The organism is Cognatundibacterium squillarum, from assembly GCF_014652435.1.
Classification (GTDB): domain Bacteria; phylum Pseudomonadota; class Gammaproteobacteria; order Burkholderiales; family Burkholderiaceae_D; genus Undibacterium; species Undibacterium squillarum.
On sequence record NZ_BMYU01000003.1, the window covers coordinates 1 to 20472 of the forward strand.

Consider the following 20472-nt stretch of genomic DNA (forward strand, 5'->3'; position numbering starts at 1 on the left):
TGTGCGCGGCTGATGCGTTCAGTCACTTGCGCTGGTGTGTCAGCACGCAGGCTGGCCATGGTGCTGCCGGAAATCGGGGAAATGCTGTGGATGTCGTTACCGAGGAAGGAATTCAGGTCGGCGCCCATTTGCGCCAGCAGGCTGGCTGCCTGCGCTGTGGTGGCTGAAAAAGTCGTCATGTTTGCTGATACGGAAAAGTACCGGCAGTCAGATTGCCGGAATGAGGAAATCTGCCGATAGTAGGCAAGACGCGCCGGCGCAGATAGGCGCTAATTCCGAATGAATAGTGACGATTTCAGCACAACAAAAAGCAATGCCGGAAGCTCAGGCATCTTCCGGCTGTTCGGGTTCCTGCGGAGGTAAGGGCGTTTTTTTCGTTTCCGGCAAACGCCCGCGTTTTGCCAGCGCTTCACGCAACAGATATTCAACCTGCGCATTCACACTGCGCAACTCCTGCGCTGCCAGTCTTTCGATTTCCTGCCACAACTGCGGATCGATCCGCAGCGGGAAGGATTTTTTATTCGGACTAGCCATAACGGTTTCCTGAGATACGTGCATCCGGCCCGGTACGCCCTTCCAGCAGACCGCGCCACTGTGCAGCCTGCTGCGTTCCGAGGCGAAGGCTGCTTGCATTTTTCAGATGCAGCCGGATGGCTTCTGTGCCAGTCACGTTATACAGCATCCCTGTGGTGGTATACCGGATTCCCCAGCCCTCGTACCACGACGATTTTGTCGTTTCCACACTGCGGATATCTGATAAAGGAATCCGCCAGCCCGGAAACCGAATCCAGTTATAACGCCAGCGGATTTCTTTTGCAGTCAGGGTAATCGTCAGCCTGCACATCGAAAAAAAGATCAGCGCCACAAAAATCGCAATACCGATAATCAGGCCTTGTTCATAGTTGTTTAAACGGTCTCCGCCTTGTTTAAGGAGCAGGAGTGCGCCGATACCGACGGCGGCAATGATACGAAAATACCATGCTGCCGTCTGATGTTCTTCATAAATGATGTCATCCATGATTGCACCTGTTTTTTCACTCAGTCCGGCATCAGTTATACAAAGTACCGGCATTCACCACGGGCTGCGTATCACGCTCACTGCACAACACCACCAGCAGATTGCTGACCATCGCTGCTTTGCGCTCATCATCCAGCTCCACAATCTGGCGCTCCGATAATCCCTGCAATGCGCCTTCCACCATGCTGACCGCACCCTGCACAATTTTCTTACGGGCGCTGATGATGGCTTCGGCCTGCTGACGACGCAGCATCACCTGAGCGATTTCCGGTGCATAAGCCAGATGCGTCAATTTGGCATCTTCCACCTGAATACCGGCAGCAGAAAAACGGTCATGTAATTCCTGTTTCATCGCATTCACAACCACATCCATCCCGGCACGCAGTGTTACTTCGCCGTCCACCAGATCATCACCTTCGTCATAGGCATACTGCGTTGCCAGATGACGCAGCGCTGCTTCTGCCTGCACAGAGACAAAACGCTCGAAATCATCGACGTTATAAATCGCCAGTGCCGTATCGTTGACGCGCCAGACGATTGCAGCGCCGATCTCCACCGGATTGCCGCGCTTGTCATTCACTTTCAGCGGTGGTGTGTTCAGCGTGCGGGCGCGCAAACTGAGTTTGCGTTTGCTGAGGAAAGGATTCACCCAGCGCAAACCCTGGCTGCGATCCGTGCCTTTGTAATCACCGAACAGGCTCAGCAAAGCAGCTTCATTCGGCTGCAGCATATAGAAACCGCTGAACAGCAAGGAGCCAATCGCGATCAGTAACACTTTGATCAGAACACTGTAACCCGGCATCGCACCACCCCAGATCAGACTGGCAATACCGGACGCGATGAGCAGGAAAGCAATTGCCAGAATCAGATAACCACTGGCGGAAGAACGGGATACTTCTCTGATACCTGTACTGCGCATAGAAACTTCGTTTGACGTTGTCATGTTTGCCCCTTATACGATCTCACGATGAAATCAAAGTGATATCACTTTAGGCGCTTCGTTCTGAAATTGCAAGACATTTAGCTCAGGTTGCGTAAACCACGCACTGCATTACCAGCCAGCAGGCGAATTGCGTCGCTGTACTCATGGGATTCCGGCGTGGCATGCTGATCACACGTGGCAGTCTGCACCGCACGGCGCTGCCGTAAAAACCAGCCCGTTGCATACAGCACAACCCCCAGCGCGCCTGCCAGTATCAGGCTTGCAAACATCGCATTGCTGCCGACGTGAGTCAGCAGATACGCACAGACCACGGCATTCAGCGCCGTTCCCAGACTGGCCAGCGTCTGCACGCCGTAGTAAGCGCCGCGCTGACTGGCCGGTGCGATCAGATCAATAAACAGGTACTCGCAGGGCACCACAATAATTTCACCGAGTGAAAACACCACCGTTGCCAGTATCCAGCTGAGCTTGCTGTCAGACACGGCATAGCCGGTCAGACCGAGCAGATAAAATCCGACCCCGGCAGTGATCCATCGCAGCAAGTGCCGGTTTTGCATACGGCTGCCGACCAGATACTGCAGACACACCACCATCACGGCATTCGTCACCAGCACGGTTGTGATCGTACCGGCAGCCTGCTGCGCGCCGTAGACCGCAATCAGATACTGCGCCAGATAACCGGAAATAAAGCGTCCGAACACAAAAGAGGTCAGGATACTGGCCAGTGTAAATAACAACAGAATCCGGTCACTGCGCAAGGCCTGCAGGGTTTCACGCAGACTGGTCTTGGCAGCGGAGCTTTCTGCAAGCGGCAGACTGGCTGCCTGACTGCGCCGCATCGCGCTGTCACGCACCATCCACCCGGCCGCCAGAATAAAGATTGCAGCGAGCCAGAATGGCGCAGCAATCCAGTAAGCAAATAAGCCTGCGCCAATCAGCGGACCTATCGTGAATCCCAGATTGATCATCAGGTAATTCATGGAAAATGCACGGGCGCGCAATTCGCCGGGCAGATAATCCGCCAGCAAAGCTTTCAGGCTGACGCTGCGCAGAACCAGTGCTGCCTCAATTGCCGCCAGCGCCAGCATCGCAAATCCGGCGTTCGGCGAGACGCTGAGCATCAGCACTGCCGCCGCCGCGATCATGCAGGCAATCGCCATTAATCGTGTCTTGGCGACACGGTCAGCCAGCATACCGGCCAGCGGGCCGGATAAAGTCGCCACCAGCGAAGCAAACGCCAGCATCCACCCGATGCGTGTCTGTGAAAGCTGCAGCGCCTGCGCCAGATATAACACCACCAGCGGCAGCGATACTGCACGCCCCATCACGAACACCAGCGAACTGCCCAGCAAGCGCGGTACCGGCGCCGGAAACACCGGTATCCATTGCATCAGTCGCGATTGCCGCCATGCCGGCGTTGCGACGGCGGGAACTTCTGAACATCCACGCATATCACTCTCCTGTGTGCTGATGATGAACTGATGAATCATTGCTGATTTACAGTATCCTCATAAAAGCTGCACATAAAAACGGATAAGAAAGCCTGCATCATTTCCGCTTTTATTTTTTACGACGCACGGCATAATCAAACCATCCGATTCAATGAATGTCTGCCTATGAAACTGCGCGACCAGTTCAACCGTTTGTATCAGCTGATGCATGATCAGAAACAGCCCGGATTACCGGCGCTGGCCGATGCGATGCATTGCAGCGAACGCAATATGCGCCACTTGCTGAGTAAGATGCAGGAACAGGGCTGGCTGCGCTGGACACCGGCGCGCGGACGCGGACACCATTCCGAACTGGAATTCCGTGTCACGCCGGATGCACTGGCGCTGGATCAGATTCAGGGCTTGCTGGCACAGGGTGAACTGGAACAGGCATTTGCCAGCCTCGGTCGCCAACAGAAAAAACAGCTGGCTGCGCGTCTGCCGGAATTTCTGGATTTGCGTGACGGAAACCGTGATGTCTTACGTTTGCCGATGTACCGGCAGGTTTCCACGCTCGACCCTATGCATGCTTACGGCCGGCTGGAAGCGCATCTGGTACGCCAGATTTTTTCAAGGCTGATGACCTTCGATCACCAGACCCGCAGCCTGCGTCCGGTGATTGCGCATCACTGGGAACACAATGCCGACGGCAGCGTCTGGCATTTCTGGCTCAGGCCGCGTCTGCACTTTCACGACGGTTCGGATCTCGGGCCGGAAGATGTGAAAGCCAGCTTTTTGCGCCTGCGCGACCAGCCATCCATGAATCAGCGTCTGTACCGCCATTTGCTGCGCGTGGAAACCGGGCCCGACCGTCGTGTCAGTTTTTATCTGAAACACAGCGACTGGCTGTGGCCGCATTTGCTGGCAACCTCAATGAGTTCGGTTGTCCCGCGTCAACGTGCGCGCAACTTTGCACAGTTCCCGGTTGGCTCCGGTGCGTTTCAGGTGATACGGAATAATCCGTATCAGCTGACCTTACGTGCGTTTGCTTCGTATTACCGTGAAGGTGCATTACTGGATGAAATCGATTTATGGGTGATACAACCCTGCGTCGCCGAACCCACGTTTGATATGCAGTACGGTTACACGCCACCCGGACAAGCGAATCAGCAACAGCAAAGAGTGGATGAAAGCGGCTGCACCTATCTGATTATGAATCCGGACACCCCTTTACTGCGCCAGCAATCCGGACGCCAGCAGATCGCCGCCATCCTGCAACCGGAATCTTTGTTTCCCGAAAACAGCCCGGCACGCAAACCGGCATATGGCTTATTACCGGAATGGCAGCACCGCCCGCCGCTGCCACCGCCGCAACGCGTGGCGGCCGGCACCCGTCTGCGCCTGATCAGCGGGCAGACCAAAGAAATGCGTCAGCTGGCGGAACAGATCAAAGCCTTGCTGGAACAGGCCGGTTTTTCTGTGGAGTGGAAAACCATCACGCTGAAAGAACAAATCGCGCGCGACTGGCTGCAGCAATGCGATCTGTATCTGGGCCGCGAAATGCTGCACGATGATAAAGACTTCGGTTGCTTTGAATGGTTTGGTAACGACAGCCATTTCCGCCACTGGCTGCCGGACAGCATGAATCAGTGGCTGGATAAACAATTGTGCGACATTCAGTCCATGCCCGCAGCCAGCAACCGTATGCAGGCCTATGCCGGCATCGGACGCGAACTGGTACAAGGTCACTGGATCATGCCGGTATCGCATGAAAGCCATTTCGTCAGCGTCTCCCCGCATATCGCGGGAGTCCGCATGACACCGCTGGGCTTTGTCTCGTTTTGTGAATTGTGGGTAAAGAAAGAGCTCAGCAAAGCCTGCTGATTCCTGCTCGTCCTGACCGGATTTCCGCATAATCCACTGCCGGAATCAGGTAACATGCCAGATTCGCCGTTCCGCATCAGCTAAGTTGCTGATGCTTTGTATTTTTTGAAAAGATTGCTTATGAAACACCAGATCCGTTCCGAATTTTCCGCTTTATGGCAACTGGCGTGGCCAGTGCTGATTGGCCAGATTGCGACCGTGGGTATGGGTGTGGCGGATGTGGCGATGACCGGGCATCTGAATGCAGAAGAACTGGCGGCGGTATCGCTGGGAACGTCGGTCTGGACCATCGTGCTGGTGACGGTCATGGGTCTGATGATGGCGGTGAATACCGTGATTGCGCATGAAACCGGGGCCGGTCGCGAAGACCGGATTCCGCATCAGATGCGGCAGGCGATGTGGCTGGGGCTGGGTGGCGGTTTGCTGGCTTGTCTGCTGCTGAATGCATCAACGTTTGTCTTTGATTACTTATCACTGGATGCGCCGGTCGCGGCAAAAGCGAAGCAGTTTGTGCATCTGATCAGTATCGGTATGCCCGCGTTTGCGATGTACCGTGCGCTGTACGGTTACACCACCAGTCTGAATCAGACCAAACCGGTGATGGTGATTGCGCTGCTGGGACTGGCGTATAACGTGCTGATTAACTGGCTGTTTATTTACGGGCATTTCGGTTTCCCTGCGCTGGGTGCCAGCGGTTGTGCGCTGGCGACCGGCAGCGGTTTATGGCTGATGCTGGGCGCGATGCTGTACTGGATACGCCGCTCGGAAGCTTATCAGCGCACCTATCCGTTTGCGCAGGCAGAAGCGCCGCACTGGCCGGAAATCCGTTCCATGCTGAAACTGGGTTTACCGATCAGCGTGACTTACTTTGCGGAAGTGTCTGCGTTTTGCGCGGTCGGTTTGCTGATTGCACGCTTCGGTGTGGTGGAAGTCGCTGCTAATCAGATCGCACTGAATTTTTCGTCGCTGGTGTTCATGGTGCCTCTGAGTATCGGGATCGCGCTGACCACCCGCGTCGGGCAGGCACTGGGCGAAGGCGATGCCGATCGTGCGCGCTTCATTTCCTGGGTTGGCGTCGCCGCGGGGCTGGTGTTTGCGGTGTTTTCCGCGACGCTGATCACGCTGTTCCGACATGTGATCGCCGCTGCCTACACGTCTGACCCGGCGGTACAGCAACTGACGGCAACCTTGCTGTTGTTCGCCGCCGTGTTCCAGCTTTCCGATGCCGCGCAGGTCACCACTTCCTGCGCAGTACGCGGCTACAAAATCACCCGCACGCCGATGCTGATCCACCTGACGGCGTTTTACGGCATCGCGCTGCCGGTCGGCTGTCTGCTCGGTCTGGCACCGGACTGGATGCCGTGGCCGACATCGCCGATGGCATCGCAGGGATTCTGGGTCGGGCTGGTGTCCGGCCTGACTGTCGCCGGTGCGCTGCTGCTGCGCTTCCTGCACCGTGTCAGCCTGCGCGCGCTGACCAGGCCTGCGCACTGAACTGGCGTGGCGATAACGATCATTGTGCAGAAGTCCGCATGCATGTTTTTGCGAAGTCCGGACTTTCTGCCGACGACCGCCGGGGTGCTGTGCTGAACACCGCATTTCGCACCAAAACAGTGCAATTTTTAACCTTCTGAGCCTGCCTGAGACGCTGTCAGCCATCCCCGCCGGATACCGGTAATCACTCAGACAGCAGCCACCCCGCCCTGCCATTTACCCGCATTGCCGCCGCAAAGGCAGGCCGGTACAGGATTTTCCGGTTTGCACTGGCTTTTCCGGTAAAATAGCGGGTTAATTTCATCCTGAATACACAAACACCATGAGTCTCAAATGCGGCATCGTCGGCTTGCCTAACGTCGGCAAATCCACTCTGTTCAATGCACTGACTAAAGCAGGCATTCCGGCAGAAAACTATCCTTTCTGTACTATCGAACCGAACGTGGGCGTGGTGGAAGTGCCTGATCCGCGTCTGGGTCAGCTGGCTGGCATCATCAAACCGGAACGTATCGTGCCGGCCATCGTGGAATTCGTCGACATCGCCGGTCTGGTTGCCGGTGCATCCAAAGGTGAAGGTCTGGGTAACCAGTTCCTGTCGCACATCCGCGAAACCGATGCGATTGTGAACGTGGTGCGTTGCTTTGAAGATCCGAACGTGGTGCACGTTGCCGGTCGCGTTGATCCTATCGCCGACATCGAAGTCATCCAGACCGAACTGGCGCTGGCCGACCTCGGCACACTGGAAAAAGCGCTGCAGCGCGAAGGCAAAAAAGCCAAATCCGGTGACAAAGACGCCATCAAACTGGTCAGTCTGTACGAAAAAGTCCTGCCAACCCTGAACGATGCGAAACCGGTACGCGGCATGGGTCTGGATGCGGAAGAGCTGGCACTGCTGAAACCGCTGTGCCTGATCACTGCAAAACCGGCAATGTACGTTGCCAACGTGTCGGAAGACGGCTTCGAAAACAATCCGCTGCTGGATAAGCTGACCGAATACGCAAATGCGCAAAACGCTCCTATCGTTTCCATCTGCGCTTCCATCGAATCCGAAATCGCGGATCTGGAAGAGGAAGACAAAGCCGCTTTCCTGGCCGATCTGGGCATGAAAGAACCGGGTCTGGATCGTCTGATCCGCGCCGGTTTCAAACTGCTGGGTCTGCAAACTTACTTCACCGCTGGTGTCAAAGAAGTACGCGCATGGACTATCCGTATCGGCGACACTGCACCACAGGCTGCAGGCGTGATCCACACCGACTTCGAACGCGGCTTCATCCGTGCACAAACCATCGCTTTCGACGATTTCATCCAGTACAAAGGTGAAACCGGCGCCAAAGAAGCAGGCAAAATGCGCGCTGAAGGTAAGGAATATGTGGTCAAAGACGGCGACGTACTGAACTTCCTGTTCAACGTCTGATCATTTCCGTATCCGACAAAAAACCGCGCCACGGCGCGGTTTTTTTATTGTCTGCAGAAAGCGTAAGTTCCGTACGGCACTTTCTGCAAACTGACTGCGTAACAGGTTTTACTTCAGTGCTTCAATCTGACGGTCAGAAAAATACAGTTCCGGCATTTCCATCTGCATACCGAACATCGCTTTCTGGAACCACGCTTTCGCCTGCGCCTTATTTCCCTTCTGCAATTCAAACTGCCCCAGTGCGTAACTGGCTTCCGTCACTTTTGTGTAGTCTGGTTTGCCACCGTTTTTCAGTTGCTCCTGCAATGCGGATTCAGATAACTGACCATGCAAGACTTGCAGCACCGGATACGGCCATGCGGGCTGCGTGGATTGCGGCAAAAATTCGCTGGTTGCAGCAACCGGATCTTGTCCGGCAGCCTGTGCAGCAAGGAATAAACCAATCACCGCTGTACTTTTTTCCGCTTCGTTGCGATCTGCCAGCACCACACGCCATTGCGCTGCTGACGCCGCATACTGCTTTTGCTGATACAGCGTGGATGCCAGTAAAGCTTGCGCAGAAACATCATTCGCCTGCAATTCCAGCATTTGTTTTGCAATGCGCGCCGCTTCCGGCAGGTTATTCTGCATTTGCGCAATTTGTCCCAGTTGCAGCAGCAGCGGCAATTCCTGCGGTTTGATCTGCAGTGCTTTCTCGATATCTGATTTTGCACCTTTCAGCCGGCCTATCTGTTGCAAGCGCTGTGCGCGTTCCAGATACGCATCAGCTTTTTGTTTTTCACTGAGGCGACCGGAATTCAGTTGCGCATCCAGCACCGGCAAGCGGTACACCGCTTCAACCTGCGCTTCCGAATACACACTGATTTTTTTCTCTTTAATGGCTTTTTCCAGATCTGCAATATCCAGCTTTGCCCTGACCAGTTGCGGTGTACTGATCGCGTTAACCGTCAGGGTATTCAGCAAACCATTCCAGCCACGCTGAACTTTATCGCGATACGTCGTCCAGTCTGCCGGCTCAACACGGTCACGCATAAAGCGCAGATCCGACTGAATCTGTACATGATCCACCTCACCATTCGCGATACTGTGAATCTCAAAGTGCTTGTTGGCTTCATCAAAACGTTTATTAAATGTTTTAGAGAAAACAGGCTCAGAAAAACGGATATCGGTGACATGACGATACATACCGGTCGGGCTGATACGCATCGTTTCTGTGCGCGGCACCTGTGTTGGCATACGTAAGGTCTGCAGCAGGGACACCGGCGAAAATTCCGACTGCAATACCTGTTTTTCGTGATAACGCCAGAATTCCGGCAATGAAAAACGCAAGGTCAGCGTTAATGCATTTTGTCCGTTTTCTTCGTTCACACCCAGACTACCATCCACCTGCGCAGCCGGATAAAAACGCAGATATTCCGCAATAATTTCTTTCTCAATATCCGACTTACGATTTGCCGCCAGACTGGCACGCAGGGATTCAGCACCATCACCGTAATAGGTCTGACGCACGTCCAGCACAGCCGGTTTCCCCATAGACTGAATGGTGTACTGATCCCAGGTCACCGCCTGCAAATCTCTGGACGGATCTGGCATCGCCACCAGTTCGCGGGTATCGGCCTGCGCTGGTAAGCCGGTGCGCTGTGCCAGTGCCTGACGGGATTTCAGATCACCGGTCTGAAAGCTGCGCGTGCCATCCAGCCAGTAGGTTTTGCCATTCAGTTTAACGCGGGCAATCACATGATTAAACGCCAGCGGGCTTGGCAACAGCTGCGGCGTATCGTCGCGGAATGCGGTGGATACCAGTACCGGCTCCGCATCAATTTTCTGCGCCTTCAGCAAAGCAATCAGCAAGCCGGTTTTATCTTTACAGTCACCAAAACGCTGACGCAATACGTCTGCCGGCGGATGCGGCAAATGCGAGTTCTCACCGATCTCTGTACCAAAGTAGCGTACTTCTTTCTGCACAAAATCCAGCGTTTTTAACAATGCCAGCTCGGGCGTATCCGCCAGCTTTGCCAGCCGCTCGGCTTCTTTTTCAATATCCGGTGCAGACTGGTAAGCCGACTGAAACAAACGCTTAGACCATTGCGCCACATCGTTCCAGTCACGGAATTCACTGATTTGTATCTGATCTTTCAGATAGGTCGGCGCAATCCCGTAAGGATCGTTCTGAAACGCCGGTACAAAGCGACGGCGCAATACAGTTTCTTTCCAGCCGCCGCGGGTTTCCTGCTGCATTTCAAACAGCTTGCTGTCATATTTCCACTGCATCTGACGATTATCCGGATGCTGCAAACGATAATAGAACTGACTGACCGGGCCGTAATTGGAATACACCCATTCGATATCGACAAATCGTCCGTCGAAGACAGGATTTGCACCGGTCAGTGTGTACGCATATTCGATCTGATCTCCGGCGCGGGCATCATCCAGCGTAATGCTGGCAGTAATCTGACCATCCAGCATTTGCGCTTCCAGCCGGGACTCGCGCTGCAGATAGCGGATTTTTTTAGGATCAAATTTCTGTATCACTTTGCCGTTACGCACAATCTGTAACTGGTGAATACTGAGTTTCTGATAATTCGGATCAAAGATCATCAGAATCTGACTACCTGATTCCAGCCCTGCGGTGTCGCGGATTTTGCGGATCACGTGGGAGTAACGGTAAGTCTGGCGCGCATCCACCCGCGTCTGCACATCCAGCAATGGCAGATATACCGGCGCAGTGGCGTCGCGCGCATCCCATTCCGGCGCAACTTTGGTAACCCATGCCGGTGTCGCCTCCAGTTTCTGTGGCCGCGCAGACGCGGCCAGTGGTACGTGATCTGCCGCGAATACCGGCGCAGTCAAAGGCAATACGCTGCCACACATCAGAAAAGCTGCCAGCGCCAGCGGGCGCAGAGAAGTGGTTATACAGAGTCGCATAGCTTCCATCAGAAAAAAAACGGCAATCGGACTGTGCCGGAAACAAGAATTGCATTCCATTGTGAAGCAAATAACAAAAAAAGAATACTTTTCATAGCCGGTTCTGCTGCGCTGTATCAGTCTGCGCAGCATGAGCGAGGCAAAGCGTTTTACAATATGGTTTTATTGATGCAATCGGAACCGCCATGCCTGTTATTACTGAACTGTTTCTGTACCCGGTCAAATCCTGCGCCGGCATCTCCCTGACTGAAGCGGAGTTCGGTGAAAACGGTCTGAGCGTACATGGCATCAGCGACCGCAGCTGGATGATCGTGACGCCGGAGGGCATGTTCATGACACAGCGCGAATTGCCGCAAATGGCAACGATACGCCCTGCGGTTTCTGAACAGGGACTGGTATTACAGCATGACGATATGCCGGATTTTTATCTGCCACCGGCGCTGAATGATGAACACGCGCAGCGCGAAGTCACGGTCTGGGACTTCACCGGTACGGCGCGTGACGCCGGTGATGAAGCAGCAGCATGGTGTACACAGGTTCTTGGTCAGCCCTGCCGACTGGTGCAGGTCACACCGGCAACCGGTCGCACGACCAGCGGCACCTGGACTGACGGCGTTCCCCATCCGGTACAGTTTCAGGACGGCTACCCGTTTCTGCTGACCTCTGTCAGCTCACTGGCAGAACTGAACCGCCATGCGCAACAGGCTGGCTGGACAGATTTTCCGGCTAACCGCTTTCGCCCGAATATTGTCATCGATGATCAGATGGCGTTTGAAGAAGACCACGTCACGCACTATCGCTTCGAAAACGGACTCAGTCTGCACGCAGTAAAACCCTGCACACGTTGCCCGATTCCTGCAGTGGATCAGGACACCGGCATCAGCGGCAACAATCCGGTCGATCTGCTACAGCAATTCCACTGCGACGCCCGCGTTGAAGATCAGCCGGTGTTCGGCATGAATTGCGTACTGCAGAGTGGCAAGGGCCTGACCTTGCGGGTCGGTGATACTTGTCAGGCTGAACTCAGCTTCTGATGGCGAACTCCCGATGAAATCTGTGCCATCTCCGTATCCTGAATTTGAAATCGCCGAGTTACAGCGCGAAAATCAAACCCTGCGCCAGCAACTGCAACAGATTCTGGAACAGGCGCACCGCAACCAGAATATTATGGAGCGCCATCAGCGCTTCGAGCTGGATGCGATTGCCTGCACCAAATTCGAGGAATTGATCGCGCATATCTTCAGTGCGCTGGCACAGACTTCAGAACTGGAAATGGTAACGCTGATGCTGCTGGATCCGCGTCAGGAACTGGCAGCCATGCTGGCAGATCAGCGTGTGGAATTACAAGCCTATCCGCATCTGAAACTGATCGCGAATCAGCGCGAACTCGCCAGCAGCGACTTATCTGCACACAAACCGGTGCTGGGCCCATACATGAGTACGCGGCATGATCATTTGTTCCGCAGCTGGACTGTCAGGCCACGCAGTGTGGCAGTGATTCCCTTACGTCGTCAGCAAAAGCTGATCGGTTTTCTGAATCTCGGCAGTCAGCATGCTGAGCGCTTTCAGCGCTCAATGGCAACGGATTTCATTGAGCGTCTGGGCTCAGTAATTGCCATCGCACTGGAAAATGTGCTGAACAATGAAAAACTGGTGTACATCGGCCTGACTGATCCGCTGACCAAAATCAGCAACCGGCGCTACGTTGAGCAAAGAATGCTGGAAGAAATTAACCGCGCGCGGCGACAGCAGTACAGTATTGCCTGCATGTTTCTGGACATCGATTTCTTCAAACGGATCAATGACCAGTTCGGGCATCAGGGCGGTGATGATGTGCTGTGCGAAGTGGCAGCGCGCATTAAGGCAGAGTTGCGCCTCAGCGATACCCTGGGACGTTTCGGCGGCGAAGAATTTGTTGCGCTGCTGATTAACACCCGGCTGGAAGATGCGTTACAGGTAGCGGAACGCATACGCCGCAGCATTGCCGGTGCAGCCTGCAGACTCTCAGACGGATCACGCTGTCAGACCAGCATTTCTATTGGTCTGACAATTATGGATCCTTTATTGCATCGCGGCGAAGTGGGTACCGTGGCACGTGAAATGTTATCCCGTGCCGATCAGGCCTTATACGGCGCAAAACACCACGGCCGGAATCAGGTCTGTTATCAGTAATCAGGCCTGACGGGCAGCCGCCTTCTGACGCGCCTCTTCCTGCAGACGTTCATACTTGGCCTGCAATTCCGCCTTGCTTTCTTTCCATTCCGGATTAAACGGAATGCAGTTCACAGGGCATACCTGCTTACATTGCGGCTCACTGTAATGTCCGACGCACTCGGTGCACTTATCCGGATCAATCACATAAATCTCCGGACCCATGGAAATCGCATCGTTCGGACATTCTGGTTCACATACATCGCAGTTGATGCAGTCATCCGTAATCATAAGGGCCATACTAACTACTCGCTCTGATATTCAATCGTTCAATAAAACAATCCGGCTCTCACAGGAGAGCCGGATTCAGGATATACCAAAATGCAGATTTTACTGTGCAGTGCACAGAAGCTGCATCAGACAGACTGTCCGCTGCGCAGTGCTTCCACTTTCTGTTTCAGCCAGCGATCCACTGACGGGAACACAAATTTCGACACATCGCCACCCAGCAGGGCGATTTCACGCACAATCGTACCGGAAATAAACTGGTACTGATCTGACGGTGTCAGGAACAGAGTTTCCACATCCGGCAGCAAATAACGGTTCATCCCCGCCATCTGAAATTCGTATTCAAAGTCAGACACCGCACGCAAGCCGCGCACAATCACGCGCGCATCATGCTCACGCACAAAATCTTTCAACAAACCGGAAAAGCTGTGAACCTGCACATTCGGATAATGTCCGAGCACTTCATTCGCGATACCCAGACGTTCTTCCAGTGAAAAAAACGGGCGCTTACTTTTGCTATCAGCAACACCAACAATCAGTGTGTCGAACAATCCTGATGCGCGACGCACCAGATCTTCATGTCCGCGCGTCAACGGATCGAATGTTCCCGGATAAACGGCTGTAACCATCTTCACTCCCTAAGTTGGCGGTTTGCACTAAAAATGTGTGGCAATGCACTGAATTCCGGCATTATGCCTGATTTTCGCTCATTGCTGCAGCCGTTGTGTTGCGTTGCAATATATGAAAAAACACACTTCCTGCTTTATCAGCACGTATCACTTCCCAGCCGTCCAGCCAGGCAAATGCTCCGGTTTCCAGCGGCGTTTCGGCTTCCGCGTAGACCAGCCCTGACGGCGTCAGCAGACTGGCGCAGACCGGTAATACTTTTTCCAGCCATCCGTGATGAAACGGCGGGTCCAGAAAAATCAGGTCAAATCGCTCACCACGGCTGACCGCCTGATTCAGGAATGCCATGGCATCAGCGCGCAGAATCCGGCATTGCTGCGCCCCCAGTTTTTCCTGCACCTGTTGCAACTGACGAACAGCAGCAGGGTTCGTTTCTGTCATTGTCACCTGTGCCACTCCGCGACTGGCTGCTTCCCAGCCCAGTGCACCACTACCTGCAAACAGGTCAAGGCACCGGCGGTGTTCCCAGTCACGGTCAAACAAATGACCCAGCCAGTTAAACACCGTTTCACGCACCCGGTCAGGCGTAGGCCGCAAGCCGTCGGCATCCACGACGCTGATCAGGCTGCGCTTCCACTGGCCGCCGATGATGCGAATCTGGTGCGATGTCCGTTTCGGCGCAGATGTCGTCTGACGTTGATTTTTCATTGCTTATATGACAGGCGCCAAGCGGTAATCCTGCCTCAGTCTGTTAGAATGGCAGCATTCTAATCCAGTGCAGGCGACTATGCCTGCCAGCACTCTGCAAAATCATCCCCCATGTTTAGTTTTTTCCGAAGAAAGCCTAAAGAAGAAGCGCCTGTTGTGGCTGCGCCCGAAGTCGCGCCTGCACCGGCCAGTTCCGTTCCGCCAGCGCCGTCAGCGCCAGTATCCGTACCTTCCGTTCCTGCAAACACTGCGCCGTCAGCACCGGTGGCCGTTACTGCTCCTTCTGCTCCGGCTGTCGCAGAAGAAACAGAAATCACGCCTGCGCCGGCACCGGCTCCTGAGCAAAAGAAATCATGGCTCAGCCGCCTGAAAGCAGGTCTGGCAAAAACTTCGTCCAGCCTGACAACACTGTTCGTCGGCGCACGGATTGATGATGATCTGTATGATGAACTGGAGGCAGCATTACTGACTGCCGATGCCGGCGTGGAAGCGACGCTGTTCTTGCTGGATGCGCTGAAAAAGAAAGTCAAAGAAGAAAAACTGACAGAGGCTGAACAAGTTAAAGCCGCACTGAAAACTTTGCTGACTGATTTACTGACTCCGCTGCAAAAACCACTGGTTCTTGGTAAGCATCAGCCTATGGTGATGATGATTGCCGGCGTGAATGGCGCTGGCAAAACCACTACCATTGGCAAACTCGCTAAACATATGCAGATGCATAACCAGTCTGTCGTGCTGGCTGCCGGCGATACCTTCCGTGCTGCTGCGCGCGAACAACTGGCAATCTGGGGTGAGCGCAACGGTGTAACCGTGATTGCGCAGGAATCCGGCGATCCCGCTGCCGTTGCATTTGATGCGGTTGCCTCTGCAAAAGCGCGGCAGACCAACGTCGTGATGATTGATACCGCAGGTCGTCTTCCAACTCAGCTGCACCTGATGGAAGAACTGAAAAAAATCCGTCGGGTACTTGGTAAAGCTATGGATACGGCACCACATGAAGTGCTGCTGGTAATTGATGGCAATACTGGTCAGAATGCACTGGCGCAGGTCAAGGCATTTGACGACGCGCTGCAACTGACCGGCCTTGTCATCACCAAACTGGACGGTACTGCCAAAGGCGGCGTCCTGGCTGCGATTGCAAAAACCCGTCCGGTTCCGGTGTACTTTATCGGGGTCGGTGAGCAGATTGAAGATTTGCAACCATTCAATGCGCAGGAATTCGTCGACGCGCTGCTCAACTAATCATCTTACGCCATGATCGAGTTTGAAAACGTCAGTAAGCAATACAACCAGGGCGGCTATGCGTTGCAGGACATCAGTTTTTCGATTCCCGACGGGGAGCTGGTGTTTCTGGCCGGACCTTCCGGCGCTGGCAAATCGACATTGCTGAAAATGATTGCCGGCATCGAGAAGCCCAGTAGCGGACGTATCATTGTCAACGGTCAGGATATTACCCGCCTGCGTGCTGGCAGCATTCCCTACCTGCGCCGCAAACTCGGACTGATTTTGCAGGATCAGCATTTGCTGAATGACCGCAGCGTGCTGGCAAATGTGATGTTGCCGCTGATCGTGACGGGGGCCTCATCCGCTGAAGCTGATGGCCGCGCCCGTGCAGCACTGGAAAAAGTAGGCCTGGCAGATAAAGCCAGTGCTTACCCACTGGAGCTGTCCGGCGGCGAACAGCAACGTATCGCAATTGCGCGGGCGATCGTGAATCGTCCGAAAATTATTCTCGCTGATGAACCGACGGCATTTCTGGATCGCGACAACGCGAATAAAGTTCTGAACGCGCTGAAAGCGTTCCGCAGCGCCGGCGTTACCTGCCTGATTTCCAGTCATGATGAACAGTTTCTCGATCAGGCCAGCCGGGTTATATACCTGCAGCAGGGCCGCCTGACCGATAACTGGCATGATGCCGCCTGATTTTTTACTCAACAGGAATTATCCGCATGACCATCTGGTTACGTGAACATCTTTTTGCAATTCGCAGCGCACTGACTCATCTGCGGGCTGCGCCGGGCAATTTTTTGTTTAATGTGCTGGTCGTCGCAGTCGCCCTGTCTCTGCCGATTGCAGGCCTGACCGTCGTCGAAAACGTGCGCCCGGTTTCGTCGCAGTTATCAATCGAACCGGAAATCAGTATTTTTCTCAGTCCGGATATGGCACGCAGCGATGCGACTGCATTATCCATCCCGATTAAAAAACTGCTGAAGGAACGGAATATAGAAGCGCAGCTGAGCTTCACACCGAAAGAAAAAGCGCTGGCTGCGATGAATGACGCATCCAGTCTGGCAGAAGTAATGAATACGCTTGGTGGCAACCCTCTGCCTGACGCATTTATTCTGACTTTGTCCAGCCGCTACGCAGCGCAGCTGGATAATCTTTCCGCACAGCTGCGCGAATTACCGGGTATTGATGTGGTACAGGTGGACTCTGCCTGGGTAAAACGTCTGGCAGCATTGCTGCAAATTGCAGAACTGGGCTTGTTGTTTCTGGCGATATCGCTCAGCGTCGTAGTCTTAGTGGTTGTGTTTAATGCCACACGTCTGCAAGTTGTATCTCATCAGGCTGAAATTGCTGTTGCACGCCTGATGGGTGCAACCAACAGCTTCATTCGCCGCCCGTATTATTACACCGCAGCACTGATGGGCCTGCTCGCAGGAGGACTTGCTCTTGGCTTGACTGCAGCCAGCCTGCAGCCACTGAATCAGGCGATCGCAGAATTTGCCCGTCTGTATGCATCAGAATTTCGTCTGGCACCGCTGGGCTGGCTGCAAAGTACCGCCCTGCTGTGCGTTTCTATGCTGCTTGGTTTGTTTGGCGCATTCTTATCCGTACGCCGCCAGATGGCGCGCATCCAGTAACTCAAAAATAAGTTTCTACAAAGAAATTTATTTCCAAATAAACTGCAACTTCCCGCTCAATAGACAGTCAGAGTCAGGAGAAATCCCTGATTTCTGACGCTATGGAGTAAATGTCGGGCGTAAATATACAGTCCGAATCACGCTTCCTCCCTCACAAAAGTAAGTATTCTGACCACTTTTTAACGGGGATTAGCACTCATCTCAATAGAGTGCTAATATAGGACTCATCAGTGAATGTCTGCTGACATTGTAAGCAGCAGACAGCAACGTGGAGGAATGAACCCAATGACATCGACACAACTTATCCCGGCTTCTGACAGCACAGCGCTGACACTGGGTTTCAGTGGCTCGCTCGGTAATCTGGATGCATACATTTCTGCCGTGAACCGTCTGCCGATGCTGACGCAGGAAGAGGAAATTGATCTGGCAACCCGCCTGCGCGAACAGAATGATCTCGCGGCGGCACAACAACTGATTTTGTCTCACCTGCGGCTGGTTGTTTCGATTGCCCGCGGCTACCTCGGTTATGGCTTACCGCATGCTGACCTGATTCAGGAAGGCAATATCGGCCTGATGAAAGCCGTTAAACGCTTTGATCCGACTCAGGGTGTTCGTCTGGTATCGTATGCGATGCACTGGATTAAAGCCGAGATGCACGAATACATTCTGAAAAACTGGCGACTGGTCAAAGTAGCGACCACCAAAGCGCAACGCAAATTGTTCTTTAATCTGCGCAGCCACAAAGAAGGGCTGGAAGCGATGTCGCCTAAGCAGATTGATGCTCTGGCGAAGTCTCTGGACGTAAAGCGCGAAGAAGTTATTGAAATGGAAATGCGCTTATCTGGTCATGACATCGCGCTGGATGCACCTTCTGATGATGAAGATGAGAAATTCGCACCGATTTCTTATCTGAAAACGGAATCTGAAGAACCGACGCGTGTTATCGAAACACGTCAGTTCGACCGTCTGCAAAGCGAAGGACTGGAATCCGCACTGTCAAAACTGGACCCGCGTTCACGTCACATTATCGAAGCGCGCTGGCTCAGTAATGATGATGGTTCAGGCGCCACATTGCATGAACTGGCAGACGAATACGGTGTTTCAGCGGAACGCATTCGCCAGATCGAAAGTGCAGCACTAAAGAAAATGAAAGGTACACTCAGCCATTTTGCCTGAGAGCCGGTCGCCGCAAAAATAAAAAAACGCCACTGACAAAGTGGCGTTTTTTATTTTCATGCATTGCAGCAGCAGATTACTTCTGGCTCAGCAAAGTCTGTAAATCCTGCACGATCGGCTCCGGTCCCTGTGCATGACGCAGGAAGAGACGAATACGTCCTTGCTGATCAAAGACATAGCTGCCTGCTGTGTGATCCAGAGTGTAACTGTCAGGCGTTTTCCCCGGTACTTTCTGGTAGAAAACCTTCAACCCTTTAGCCAGCTTATCAATTTCGCCAGCATCGCCATACAAACCCAGAAAACGAGAATCAAACGCTGGCACATAGGCATTCAGCAGTGCCTGAGTATCCCGTTGCGGATCCAGTGTCACAAACAAAACCTGTACCTGATCCGACTGCGCACCGAGCTTTTGCATCACCGCCGACATTTCGGCCATGGTGGTCGGGCAAACATCAGGGCATTGCGTGTATCCAAAAAACATCACGACTAACTTACCCCGAAAATCAGCCAGTGTGCGGTCTTTCCCCTGATGATCTTTCAGCCTGAATTCTGCTGTGTAATCCAGTCCGGTCAAATCCGTATTATTGAATTTTGCAGTCGGTGGCGAACATGCGGCCAGCAGCAGCAAAGCCAGCCCGGAAATGACATTACGGAAAAAGGTTTTCATTTCAGATAATGATCAATCAGCAAAGCCGCAAATAACAGCGACAAATAAATAATCGAATATGCAAATGTCTTACGCGCCAGCAAGTCACTGTAATCCGTGAACATTTTCCATGCATACCAAAGGAAAATCAGTCCCAGAATAACTGCGGAAACCAGATAAAACATGCCACTCATTTTCACGGCAAACGGCAACAGACTGGTTGCAAACAAGGCGATCGTATACAGCAGAATATGGGTCAGCGTCACGCGCGGGCCATGCGTTACCGGCAACATCGGCAATCCTGATTTTGCGTAATCATCACGTCTGTACATGGCGAGAGCCCAGAAATGCGGAGGCGTCCAGACGAAAATGATCAGAACCAGCAACCATGCTTCCATTGGTACTTCATTAGCCACCGCTGCCCAGCCAAGGGCGGGTGGCATTGCACCGGACAAACCGCCGATCACGATATTTTGCGGAGTGTTCGGTTTGAGCAGGATCGTATAAATAATTGCGTAACCGACGAAGGTGACAAAGGTCAGCCACATCGTCAGCGGATTCACGAAATTGAAGAGAACCCACATTCCCATGCCACCGATGACACCGGAAAATACCAGAGTTTGTAGCGGGGTAATTTCTCCCTGTGCAGTGGCACGGCGCGCTGTACGCGCCATGCGGGCATCGATTTCACGTTCAATCAGGCAATTCACGGCAAATGCAGCACCCGCCAGCAGCCAGATACCAATGGTCGCAGCAATCAGTACACGCCAGTCCGGCAGGCCGGAGGTGGATAAAAACATGCCGATCACGGCACAAAATACCGCGAGCTGCGTGACACGCGGCTTTGTCAGCGACCAGTACTGGGCTATGCGGTTAGTGGGAAGAGTAAGGGTTGTCATGTTGC

The 20472-nt window shown here is 53.6% G+C and carries 19 protein-coding genes; 9 read left to right on the plus strand and 10 right to left on the minus strand.

From position 1 onward, the window contains the following. Positions 1–324: 324 nt before the first annotated feature. The 4 genes from IE092_RS07090 to IE092_RS07105 all read right to left on the minus strand — a co-directional run bounded on the left by IE092_RS07090 (position 325) and on the right by IE092_RS07105 (position 3412). A complete protein-coding gene (locus IE092_RS07090) occupies positions 325–534 on the minus strand; it encodes a type II toxin-antitoxin system antitoxin (protein ID WP_189356360.1) in 210 nt (69 codons plus the stop codon). Next, complete coding sequence (locus tag IE092_RS07095) at positions 527–1018, minus strand: hypothetical protein (protein WP_189356361.1); 492 nt, start codon at positions 1016–1018, stop codon at positions 527–529. Before IE092_RS07095 ends, IE092_RS07090 begins: the two co-directional genes overlap by 8 nt. Before the next feature lie 31 nt (positions 1019–1049). After that, complete coding sequence (locus IE092_RS07100) at positions 1050–1961, minus strand: SPFH domain-containing protein (protein ID WP_189356362.1); 912 nt, start codon at positions 1959–1961, stop codon at positions 1050–1052. Between the two features lie 77 nt (positions 1962–2038). Further along, positions 2039–3412 (minus strand): MFS transporter, encoded by a 1374-nt coding sequence (locus IE092_RS07105; RefSeq protein WP_189356363.1) that lies wholly within the window; start codon positions 3410–3412, stop codon positions 2039–2041. A 165-nt stretch (positions 3413–3577) separates the two neighbouring features. On the opposite strand from IE092_RS07105, the gene IE092_RS07110 reads away from it, so the two are divergent. The 3 genes from IE092_RS07110 (at position 3578) to ychF (ending at position 8183) form a co-directional block, all read left to right on the plus strand. Beyond that, complete coding sequence (locus IE092_RS07110) at positions 3578–5275, plus strand: SgrR family transcriptional regulator (protein ID WP_189356364.1); 1698 nt, start codon at positions 3578–3580, stop codon at positions 5273–5275. 120 nt (positions 5276–5395) lie between these two features. Further along, on the plus strand, positions 5396–6769 hold the full coding sequence (locus IE092_RS07115; protein WP_189356365.1) for an MATE family efflux transporter: 1374 nt from the start codon (positions 5396–5398) through the stop codon (positions 6767–6769). Positions 6770–7091: 322 nt separating this feature from the next. Beyond that, complete coding sequence (ychF, locus tag IE092_RS07120) at positions 7092–8183, plus strand: redox-regulated ATPase YchF (protein ID WP_189356366.1); 1092 nt, start codon at positions 7092–7094, stop codon at positions 8181–8183. A 108-nt stretch (positions 8184–8291) separates the two neighbouring features. Here the strand turns inward: ychF and IE092_RS07125 are convergent, their stop codons facing one another. Then, positions 8292–11108, minus strand: coding sequence for a DUF3857 domain-containing transglutaminase family protein (locus IE092_RS07125; protein ID WP_189356367.1), 2817 nt, complete (start codon positions 11106–11108; stop codon positions 8292–8294). Between the two features lie 185 nt (positions 11109–11293). On the opposite strand from IE092_RS07125, the gene IE092_RS07130 reads away from it, so the two are divergent. Both IE092_RS07130 and IE092_RS07135 read left to right on the plus strand, forming a co-directional pair. Beyond that, positions 11294–12142, plus strand: a complete 849-nt coding sequence (locus IE092_RS07130) for an MOSC domain-containing protein (protein WP_189356368.1) — start codon at positions 11294–11296, stop codon at positions 12140–12142. 13 nt (positions 12143–12155) lie between these two features. Beyond that, complete coding sequence (locus tag IE092_RS07135) at positions 12156–13280, plus strand: GGDEF domain-containing protein (protein WP_189356369.1); 1125 nt, start codon at positions 12156–12158, stop codon at positions 13278–13280. Here IE092_RS07135 and IE092_RS07140 read toward each other — a convergent pair whose 3' ends face one another. The 3 genes from IE092_RS07140 to rsmD all read right to left on the minus strand — a co-directional run bounded on the left by IE092_RS07140 (position 13281) and on the right by rsmD (position 14882). Beyond that, on the minus strand, positions 13281–13559 hold the full coding sequence (locus IE092_RS07140; protein ID WP_189356370.1) for a YfhL family 4Fe-4S dicluster ferredoxin: 279 nt from the start codon (positions 13557–13559) through the stop codon (positions 13281–13283). Positions 13560–13675: 116 nt separating this feature from the next. Further along, the gene (gene coaD / locus IE092_RS07145) at positions 13676–14176 is read right to left on the minus strand and encodes a pantetheine-phosphate adenylyltransferase (protein WP_189356371.1); all 501 of its coding nucleotides are present in this window, start codon (positions 14174–14176) and stop codon (positions 13676–13678) included. A gap of 61 nt (positions 14177–14237) precedes the next feature. Then, the gene (gene rsmD / locus IE092_RS07150) at positions 14238–14882 is read right to left on the minus strand and encodes a 16S rRNA (guanine(966)-N(2))-methyltransferase RsmD (protein ID WP_189356372.1); all 645 of its coding nucleotides are present in this window, start codon (positions 14880–14882) and stop codon (positions 14238–14240) included. 111 nt (positions 14883–14993) lie between these two features. Between rsmD and ftsY the strand changes: the two genes are divergently transcribed. The 4 genes from ftsY (at position 14994) to rpoH (ending at position 18922) form a co-directional block, all read left to right on the plus strand. Further along, positions 14994–16124: a signal recognition particle-docking protein FtsY gene (gene ftsY, locus IE092_RS07155; protein ID WP_189356373.1), complete on the plus strand. Its 1131-nt coding sequence runs from the start codon at positions 14994–14996 to the stop codon at positions 16122–16124. A 12-nt stretch (positions 16125–16136) separates the two neighbouring features. Continuing rightward, complete coding sequence (locus tag IE092_RS07160; protein WP_189356374.1) at positions 16137–16805, plus strand: cell division ATP-binding protein FtsE; 669 nt, start codon at positions 16137–16139, stop codon at positions 16803–16805. Between the two features lie 26 nt (positions 16806–16831). Beyond that, a complete protein-coding gene (locus IE092_RS07165; protein ID WP_189356375.1) occupies positions 16832–17746 on the plus strand; it encodes a cell division protein FtsX in 915 nt (304 codons plus the stop codon). Between the two features lie 285 nt (positions 17747–18031). Continuing rightward, a complete protein-coding gene (gene rpoH, locus IE092_RS07170) occupies positions 18032–18922 on the plus strand; it encodes an RNA polymerase sigma factor RpoH (protein WP_373295323.1) in 891 nt (296 codons plus the stop codon). Between the two features lie 76 nt (positions 18923–18998). Here rpoH and IE092_RS07175 read toward each other — a convergent pair whose 3' ends face one another. Further along, positions 18999–19589, minus strand: a complete 591-nt coding sequence (locus tag IE092_RS07175; RefSeq protein WP_189356377.1) for an SCO family protein — start codon at positions 19587–19589, stop codon at positions 18999–19001. After that, on the minus strand, positions 19586–20467 hold the full coding sequence (cyoE, locus tag IE092_RS07180) for a heme o synthase (RefSeq protein WP_189356378.1): 882 nt from the start codon (positions 20465–20467) through the stop codon (positions 19586–19588). The genes IE092_RS07175 and cyoE overlap by 4 nt, the downstream gene beginning before the upstream one ends. Between the last annotated feature and the right edge of the window lie 5 nt (positions 20468–20472).

Excerpts from the sequence above, each read along its gene's own strand:
- IE092_RS07095 (WP_189356361.1), bottom strand. The coding sequence starts at position 1,018 with ATGGATGACATCATTTATGAAGAACATCAGACGGCAGCATGGTATTTT.
- IE092_RS07160 (WP_189356374.1), top strand. The coding sequence starts at position 16,137 with ATGATCGAGTTTGAAAACGTCAGTAAGCAATACAACCAGGGCGGCTAT.
- IE092_RS07175 (WP_189356377.1), bottom strand. The coding sequence starts at position 19,589 with ATGAAAACCTTTTTCCGTAATGTCATTTCCGGGCTGGCTTTGCTGCTG.
- IE092_RS07125 (WP_189356367.1), bottom strand. The coding sequence starts at position 11,108 with ATGCGACTCTGTATAACCACTTCTCTGCGCCCGCTGGCGCTGGCAGCT.
- IE092_RS07135 (WP_189356369.1), top strand. The coding sequence starts at position 12,156 with ATGAAATCTGTGCCATCTCCGTATCCTGAATTTGAAATCGCCGAGTTA.
- cyoE (WP_189356378.1), bottom strand. The coding sequence starts at position 20,467 with ATGACAACCCTTACTCTTCCCACTAACCGCATAGCCCAGTACTGGTCG.
- IE092_RS07110 (WP_189356364.1), top strand. The coding sequence starts at position 3,578 with ATGAAACTGCGCGACCAGTTCAACCGTTTGTATCAGCTGATGCATGAT.
- rpoH (WP_373295323.1), top strand. The coding sequence starts at position 18,032 with ATGACATCGACACAACTTATCCCGGCTTCTGACAGCACAGCGCTGACA.
- coaD (WP_189356371.1), bottom strand. The coding sequence starts at position 14,176 with ATGGTTACAGCCGTTTATCCGGGAACATTCGATCCGTTGACGCGCGGA.
- IE092_RS07165 (WP_189356375.1), top strand. The coding sequence starts at position 16,832 with ATGACCATCTGGTTACGTGAACATCTTTTTGCAATTCGCAGCGCACTG.
- IE092_RS07115 (WP_189356365.1), top strand. The coding sequence starts at position 5,396 with ATGAAACACCAGATCCGTTCCGAATTTTCCGCTTTATGGCAACTGGCG.
- IE092_RS07130 (WP_189356368.1), top strand. The coding sequence starts at position 11,294 with ATGCCTGTTATTACTGAACTGTTTCTGTACCCGGTCAAATCCTGCGCC.
- IE092_RS07100 (WP_189356362.1), bottom strand. The coding sequence starts at position 1,961 with ATGACAACGTCAAACGAAGTTTCTATGCGCAGTACAGGTATCAGAGAA.
- rsmD (WP_189356372.1), bottom strand. The coding sequence starts at position 14,882 with ATGAAAAATCAACGTCAGACGACATCTGCGCCGAAACGGACATCGCAC.
- ftsY (WP_189356373.1), top strand. The coding sequence starts at position 14,994 with ATGTTTAGTTTTTTCCGAAGAAAGCCTAAAGAAGAAGCGCCTGTTGTG.
- IE092_RS07105 (WP_189356363.1), bottom strand. The coding sequence starts at position 3,412 with ATGCGTGGATGTTCAGAAGTTCCCGCCGTCGCAACGCCGGCATGGCGG.
- ychF (WP_189356366.1), top strand. The coding sequence starts at position 7,092 with ATGAGTCTCAAATGCGGCATCGTCGGCTTGCCTAACGTCGGCAAATCC.
- IE092_RS07140 (WP_189356370.1), bottom strand. The coding sequence starts at position 13,559 with ATGGCCCTTATGATTACGGATGACTGCATCAACTGCGATGTATGTGAA.
- IE092_RS07090 (WP_189356360.1), bottom strand. The coding sequence starts at position 534 with ATGGCTAGTCCGAATAAAAAATCCTTCCCGCTGCGGATCGATCCGCAG.